General features: G+C 70.1%; 1 protein-coding gene. It reads left to right on the top strand.

What is annotated here, in order from left to right; genetic code table 11:
- Positions 1-8,861, top strand: an 8,861-nt coding sequence (locus FHS42_RS35865) for a type I polyketide synthase (RefSeq protein ID WP_184580537.1), incomplete at both ends; no start/stop codon positions are given.

Raw genomic sequence — 8,861 nt, 5'->3', positions numbered from 1 at the left:
CCATCACCCACACCATCCCCACCACCCACACCTACCTCGAACTCGGCCCCGACCCCACCCTCACCACCGCAACCCAACACACCCTCCACCACCACACCACCACCCCACCCACCACAGAGGCGGCGCAGGGTGCGGCGACCGATGACGTGGAGTCCGTGGAGGTTGTTGCGGCGCAGGAGCGGCCCGCGCCGGTGGTGGTCGCTGCCCTGTCGCGTAAGCAGCCCGATGTCCAGGCGTTCAGCCGCTGCCTGGCCCGGTTGCACACCTCGGGCACGGTGGTGGACTGGGTGGGATGGTTTCCCGCGGAGCCAACGCCGCGGGTGGTGGGTCTGCCGACGTACGCGTTCCAGCATCAGCGCTTTTGGCTGGACGCGCCGGCGCCGCGGTACGCAAACGGTGCCGGGGCACTGGACGCCGCGGAGAGCCAGCTCTGGCACGCCATCGAGGAACTCGATGTTGCCGCGCTGTCCAGCGCGTTGAAGCTGGAGCAGGACAGCCCGGGCTTTGACGCGTTGCTGCCCGCGCTGCCGGTGCTCTCCGCCTGGCGGCGACAGCACCGTACGCAGTCCGTGCTGGAGTCCTGGCGTTACCAGGTCGCCTGGCAGCGGCTTGCCGACGCGGCCACCGCCGGGGCGGCGCTGACCGGGTCCTGGCTGCTGGTGCTGCCCGCCGGGTTCGCGGACCACCCGGCCGCGCAGACCGCAGCTCAGGCGTTGACGGGGCACGGTGCCACCGTCGTCGATCAGGTGGTGGACACGCAGCGCACGGAGCGCGGCGAACTCGGGGATGCCATCAGGGCGCGTATCGCGGACGCCTCGCTGGCCGGGGTCGTCAGCCTGTTGGCCCTTGCCGAGGAGCCGCACCCGGAGTACGCCGCGGTGCCGGCCGGGCTCGCGGCGACGGTCGCCCTGGTGCAGGCGCTCGGCGATGCGGAGGTGCAGGCGCCACTGTGGTGCCTGACCCAGGGCGCCGTGGCCACCACCACGGCCGATCCGTTGCCGAGCCCGTTGCAGGCACAGATCTGGGGCCTGGGCCGGGTGGCGGCGCTTGAGCACCCGCAGCGCTGGGGTGGGCTCATCGACCTGCCCACCACCATCGACCACCACACCGCTGACCAGCTCGCCGCGCTGCTCGGCCCGGGCCAGCCAGAAGATCAGGCGGCGATCCGCAGCGGTCTGTTCGCCCGCCGCCTACGGCAGGCGCCGACCGCGTCCAGCAGTAGCCCGTGGCTGCCGACCGGCACCACGCTGATCACCGGCGGCACCGGCGGTCTGGGTGCCCAGGTGGCCCGCTGGCTCGCCGCGAACGGCGCCCCGCGGCTGCTTCTCGCCAGTCGCAGCGGCCCCGATGTGCCGGGCGCCACCGAACTCGCCGCCGAGTTGACGGCCCTTGGCGCGGCGGTCAGCATCACCTCGTGCGACGTCTCCGACCGTACGCAGCTTCAGCATCTCCTCGATGACGTGCCGGCCGATCAGCCGCTGACCGCGGTCGTGCACACGGCGGGCATCCTCAAGGTGGACACGCTCGCGGAACTGAGCCTGGAGGATCTCCACCTGACCCTCCGGTCCAAGGCGCTTGCCGCTACGCATCTGCACGAGTTGACGAAGGACTCGGGCCTCAGCGCGTTCGTGTTGTTCTCATCGAACGCCGCCACCTGGGGCAGTGGCCGGCAAGCCGCGTACGCCGCCGCCAACACCTATCTCGACGCGCTCGCTGAACACCGTCGCGCCCATGGCCTGGCCGCCACCAGCCTGGCCTGGGGCCCGTGGGGCGGGTCCGGCATGGCCGCCGACGACGCCGGGATCGCTTACCTCAAGCGGCGTGGCCTGTCGCCGCTCGGCCCCGACCTCGGCATCGCGTCGCTCCAGGCGGCTTTGGAGCGCGGCGACACGACCGTCACGGTTGCGGAGGTGGACTGGGAGAAGTTCGCCACCGGTTTCACGGGGCAGCGGCCGAGCCCGCTGCTGAGCGAGGTCCGCCCCGTGGCGCGGCCGGAGACCGGTGCCGCGGATGCATCGGCCACCAGCCCGCTGCGGCGGCAGCTCGCAGACGGCACCCCCGCCGAGCAGCAGCAGACGCTGCTCGCGCACGTACAGCAGCACGCCGCAAGCATCCTCGGACACGCGAACCTGGACGCCGTCTCCCCCACGCAGCCCTTCCAAGAACTCGGCTTCGACTCGATCACCGCGGTCGAGCTGCGTAATCAACTCACCAGCAGCACCGGCATCAACATTCCGCCGACGCTGGTCTTTGACCATCCCACTCCGCATGCCGTCGCCACCTATCTACGCGGCCAGCTCACCGGGCAGCGCACACCGGCCGCCGCGCACACGGCGAGCGCGGTCGGTAGCGATGAGCCCATCGCCATCGTCGGCATGGCCTGCCGCTATCCCGGCGGGGTGCGTTCTCCTGAGGACCTGTGGAGGTTGGTCGCCGATGGCCGGGACGCCATCGCGGACATGCCCACCGACCGGCACTGGGACCTGGACAACCTGTTCAACCCCGACCCCGAGCATCTGGGCACCAGCTATGCGCGCGAGGGTGGGTTCCTTTACGACGCCGCGCAGTTCGATGCCGGATTCTTCGGGATCAGCCCGCGCGAGGCGCTGGCCATGGACCCGCAGCAACGACTGCTCCTGGAAACCGCCTGGGAGACCTTCGAAAGCGCCGGGCTCGACCGCGAGACGCTGCACGGCAGCGACACGGGCGTCTTCGCCGGCGGTACGTTCCAGGGCTACGGCGCCACGGGCACCGCTTCCGCGCAGGAGGTCGAGGGCTATTTGCTGGCGGGCGCCACACCGAGTGTGATGTCCGGTCGGCTTGCGTACTCCTTCGGGCTAGAGGGCCCGGCGGTGACGGTGGACACGGCCTGCTCCTCCTCCCTGGTGGCCATGCACCTAGCGGCCCAGGCCCTACGGCAGGGCGAGTGCAGCCTGGCGCTGGCCGGCGGCGTCACGGTGATGGCCACACCGACGACCTTTGTGGAGTTCTCGCGCCAGCGCGGGCTGGCCGCAGACGGCCGCTGCAAGCCGTTCGCGGCGGCGGCGGACGGCACCGGCTGGGGCGAGGGCGCGGGGCTCGTTCTCCTGGAGCGGCTGTCGGAGGCCCGGCGTAACGGCCACCGGATTCTTGCCGTGATGCGGGGCTCGGCGATCAACCAGGACGGCACGAGCAACGGTTTAACCGCGCCCAACGGCCCCGCTCAGCAGCGCGTCATCGGCCAGGCGCTGGCCAATGCCCGGGTTGCACCGGCCGAGGTGGATGCGGTGGAGGCGCACGGTACGGGGACCACGTTGGGTGACCCGATCGAGGCGCAGGCACTGCTCGCCACGTACGGCCAGGAGCGACCCGAAGGCCAGCCCCTGCTACTCGGCTCGATCAAGTCCAACATCGGCCACACCCAGGCCGCGTCCGGCGTTGCCGGTGTGATCAAGATGGTGCAGGCCATGCGGTACGGGCTGCTGCCCGCGTCGCTGCACATCGACGCGCCGACGCCGCACGTCGATTGGGAGGCGGGCGAGGTACGGCTGCTGACCGAACGGGCCGAGTGGCCGCAGAGTGAGCGTCCACGTCGGGCAGCCGTGTCCTCCTTCGGCATCAGCGGCACCAACGCCCATGTGATTTTGGAGCAGGCGCCCGAGCCGGTAGGCGTGCCCAGCCCGGTGGACGGGGCCGAGCCGGTTTCGGCAGCCGGCACGCCGCCGAGCCGGGTGGAGCCGTGGCTGCTGTCGGCCCGTAGTGCTGAGGCGTTGCGCGGGCAGGCGAAGGCGCTGGCCGCGCGGGTCGCCTCGGATACGGAGTTGTCGCCGGTCGATGTGGGCTGGTCGCTGCTCAGGTCACGATCACTGTTCGACCACCGAGCCGTGGTCGTAGGAGGCAACCGGGACGAGTTGCTGACCGGACTAGAGGCCCTAGCCCGCGGGGAGAACCATCCTGGCGTCACCAATCCCGAAGCACCGGTCGGCACCACCTCCGGGCACACGGTGTTCCTCTTCAGCGGCCAAGGCAGCCAACGCCCCGGCATGGGCCGCGAGTTGTACGAACGCTTCCCCACCTACGCCGAGACCTTCGACCACGTCTGTGACCTCCTTGACCCCCACCTGGAGCACCCCCTCAAGGACGTGGTGTTCACCGGCGGACCCGACCACCTCCTTGACCACACCACCTACGCCCAAGCCGGCCTGTTCGCCCTACACATCGCCCTCGCCAAACTGCTGGAAACCTTGGGCGTACGACCCGACGCCGTGATCGGGCACTCGATCGGCGAGGTCGCCGCAGCCCATATCGCCGGGGTCTTCGACCTCCCCGACGCCTGCCACCTCGTCGCCCAACGCGCCACCCTCATGGGCAACCTCCCCACCGGCGGCACCATGGCCACCATCGCCGCCACCCCCGAAGAGCTCGCCGACGACCTGGCAGCGCTCGACGGCCAGGTGACGATCGCCGCACTCAACACCCCCGGCAACACCGTCATCTCGGGCCCTATCGACCTCGTTGAACAACTCCGCACCACCTGGGCCGACAAGGGCCACAAGGCCAAGGCGCTCACCGTCAGCCACGCCTTCCACTCACCGCTGATGGACCCCATCCTGGAACCCTTCACCCAAGCCATCACCGGGCTGACCTTCCATGAACCCACCATCCCCCTGATCAGCAATCTCACCGGACTCCCCGCCGATCCGGAAGAGATCACCACCCCCACCTACTGGGCCCAACACATCCGCCAACCCGTCCACTTCCACCCCGCCATCACCCACACCATCCCCACCACCCACACCTACCTCGAACTCGGACCCGACCCCACCCTCACCACCGCAACCCAACACACCCTCCACCACCACACCACCACCCCACCCACCACAGAAGACGCCAGCCCCCCACCCACGCCCCTGATGGTGGCCACGCTGACTCGAAAGCAGCCCGAGGTGCACGCGTTCGGGCTGGCGCTGGCGAGGTCGCACGCCCATGGCGTACGGGTGGATTGGTCAGGCTGGTTCCCGACCAGCCCGGCGCCGCGAGTGGTGGAGCTGCCTACCTATGCGTTCCAGCACCAGCGGTTTTGGCTGGCTCCGGCCACGCCGGCGGTCGGTGACGGTGGTGGTAGTGGCCATGACGCTGCTGAGGCTGAGTTGTGGGACGCGGTGGAGCGCGGTGATGTGAAGGCCTTGGCCAGGACGCTGGACTCGCCCGATGATCAGCAGCCGATGCTCGGTGCCGTCCTGCCGGCGCTATCGGCCTGGCGACGCCAGCACCGCGAGCAGTCGGTCATCGACGCCTGGCGGCACCGGGTCGTCTGGAAGCGGCTCGCGGACCCGGCCGCAGCGGCGTTGAGTGGGGCGTGGCTGTTGGTACTGCCTGCGGGGTTCGAGGACCACCCCGCCGCGCAGACCGCAGCCCAGGCGTTGACGGGGTACGGGGCCACCACGGTTCGGCATGTCGTGGATGTGCAGTACATCGAGCGCGGTGAGCTGACGGATGAGGTAGCCGAGTTGGCCAGCGGCAGCGCGTTGTCCGGAGTGGTCAGCTTGTTGGCGTTGGCCGAGGAGCCTCATCCGTACTACGCCGCCGTGCCGGCTGGACTGGCCGCCACGACCGCCCTCCTGCAAGCCCTCGGCGATGCGGAGGTGCAGGCGCCGCTGTGGTGCCTGACCCAGGGCGCCGTGGCCACTGGCGCGGCGGATACGGTGCCGCATCCACGGCAGGCGGAGGTGTGGGGGCTTGGTCGGGTTGCGGCCCTGGAGCACCCCGACCGCTGGGGCGGGCTCATCGACTTGCCCACGACCATCGACCACCACACGGCCGGCCGCCTTGCCGCACTCCTGGTGCCTGGGCAACCCGAGGACCAGGTCGCCATCCGCGCCGGCCTCCTCGCCCGCCGCCTGCACCACGCACCCAGCACACCCACCACCACCCCCTGGAAACCCACCGGCACCACCCTCATCACCGGCGGCACCGGAGCACTCGGCACCCACATCGCCCGCTGGCTCGCCACACACGGCGCCCCCCAACTCCTCCTCACCAGCCGCACCGGACCCAACGCACCCGGCGCCACCCAACTCACCGAAGAACTGACCGCACTCGGAACCACGGTCACCATCACCGCGTGCGACGTCTCCGACCACGAACAACTCCGCGCACTCATCGACACCATCCCCGCCGAGCAACCACTGACCACAGTCATCCACGCCGCGGGAACGACGGACACCGAGTACATCGCCGACCTTCAGCCGGACCGGCTCCAGCACGTATTGCGGCCGAAGGCGCTCGCCGCGGCCCATCTGCACGAGCTCACAAAAGACCTGGACCTCAGCGCGTTCGTCCTCTTCTCCTCCGGCGCCGCAGCCTGGGGCGGCAGCCACCAAGGCGCGTACGCCGCCGCCAACACCTACCTCGATGCACTCGCCGAACACCGCCACGCACTCGGCCTCCCCGCCACCAGCCTCGCCTGGGGGCCATGGAGCGATGCGGGCATGGCGGCGGACGAGACCGCCGCGGACTTCTACAGCCGGCGCGGCATGGCGCCGCTCAGTCCGGAGCTGGCCGTCAAGTCCCTGCACCACGCACTGAGCCAGGGCGACACCACCCTCACCATCGCCGACATCGACTGGCACACATTCCCCACCAGCTTCACCACCCAACGCCCCAGCCCCCTCCTCACCGACCTCACCCCCAACACCACACCCCACGAACCCCACACCACCACCACAACCAACGCCCTCCAACAACAACTCGCCGACACGGCACCAGGCGAGCAGCAGCAACTTCTCATCCAGCACGTGCAGTCGCTGGCCGCCGCCATCCTCGGACATGCGCATCCCGAGTCGATCCCCTCGGGCCAACCGTTCCAGGAGATGGGCTTCGACTCGCTGACGGCGGTCGAGCTCCGCAACCAGCTCGCGGCTTCCACCGGTCTCGATCTGGCCCCGGCGCTCATCTTCGACCACCCCACGCCGACCGCGCTCGCGAAGTATCTGCGCGGCGAACTCACCGGCCGGCAGGCGTTGGTGGCCGCGCCTGCGGTAACGGTCGTGGCGCAGGACGAGCCGATCGCGATCGTCGGCATGGCCTGCCGCTACCCGGGCGATGCGCGAACCCCGCAGGAGTTGTGGGAGCTGGTGGTGGAGCAGCGGGATGCGATCAGCCACATGCCCACCGACCGGAACTGGGACCTGGGTGCGCTCTTTCACCCGGACCCGGAGCACCAGGGCACCAGCTATGTGCGTGAGGGCGGGTTCGTACACGACGCGCCCCAGTTCGATGCCGGGTTCTTCGGGATCAGCCCGCGCGAGGCGCTGGCCATGGACCCGCAGCAACGACTGCTCCTGGAAACCGCCTGGGAAGCTTTCGAAAGCGCCGGGCTCGACCGCGAGGCGTTGCAGGGCAGCGACACGGGCGTCTTCGCGGGGGTCACCTCGCAGGACTATCTGGCCCTCACCGGCGATACGGCCAGCGATGTGGAGGGCTACCTCGCCACGGGCAATATCGGCAGCGTGGTCTCGGGGCGCGTCGCGTACTCCTTCGGGCTTGAGGGCCCGGCGGTGACGGTGGACACGGCCTGCTCCTCCTCCCTGGTGGCCATGCACCTAGCGGCCCAGGCCCTACGGCAGGGCGAGTGCAGCCTGGCGCTGGCCGGCGGCGTCACGGTGATGGCCACACCGGGCGCGTTCATCGAGTTCTCGCGGCAGCGCGGGATCGCCCCCGACGCGCGGTGCAAGCCCTTCGCCGACGCCGCTGACGGCATGGTGTGGGGTGAGGGCTCCGGCCTCGTTTTGCTGGAGCGGCTGTCGGATGCGCGGCGTAACGGGCATCAGGTGCTAGCGGTGGTACGGGGCTCCGCCGTCAATCAGGACGGTACGAGCAACGGCCTGTCCGCGCCGAACGGGCCCTCGCAGCAGCGGGTGATCCGACAGGCGCTGGCCAACGCCCGGCTGTCCGCCGCGGAGGTGGACGTGGTGGAGGCGCACGGTACGGGGACCACGTTGGGTGACCCGATCGAGGCGCAGGCACTACTCGCCACGTACGGCCAGGAGCGGCCCGAAGGCCAGCCCCTGCTGCTTGGTTCGATCAAGTCCAACATCGGCCACACCCAGGCCGCGGCCGGTGTGGCGAGTGTGATCAAGATGGTGCAGGCCATGCGGTACGGGCTGCTGCCCGCGTCGCTGCACATCGACGCGCCGTCAAGCAAGGTGGACTGGAGCTCGGGCGACATACGGTTGCTGACCGAGCCGGCCGGGTGGCCGCAGGAGGAGCACCCACGGCGTGCGGCCGTGTCCTCCTTCGGCATCAGCGGCACCAACGCGCACCTGATCTTGGAGCAGGCGCCCGAGGCACCCGCACCGGCCGCGCCCACGCCTCACGACAGCGGCGCACTGCCGTGGCTGCTGTCCGCCCGTCACGGCGAGGCGTTGCGCGGGCAGGCGAAGGCGCTGGCCGCGCGGATCGCCGCAGATGCGGAGTTGTCGCCGGTCGATGTGGGCTGGTCACTGCTCAGGTCACGATCACTGTTCGACCACCGAGCCGTGGTCGTAGGAGGCAACCGGGACGAGTTGCTGACCGGACTAGAGGCACTGGCCCGCGGGGAGAACCACCCCCACGTCACCAACCCCGAAGCACCGGTCGGCACCACCTCCGGGCACACGGTGTTCCTCTTCAGCGGCCAAGGCAGCCAACGCCCCGGCATGGGACACGAGTTGTACGAACGCTTCCCCACCTACGCCGAGACCTTCAACCACGTCTGTGACCTCCTTGACCCCCACCTGGAGCACCCCCTCAAGGACGTGGTGTTCACCGGCGGACCCGACCATCTCCTTGACCACACCACCTACGCCCAAGCCGGCCTGTTCGCCCTACACATCGCCCTC

Source organism: Streptomyces zagrosensis, from assembly GCF_014203645.1.
Lineage (GTDB): Bacteria > Actinomycetota > Actinomycetes > Streptomycetales > Streptomycetaceae > Streptomyces > Streptomyces zagrosensis.
This window is presented reverse-complemented; position numbering and strand designations above follow the sequence as displayed.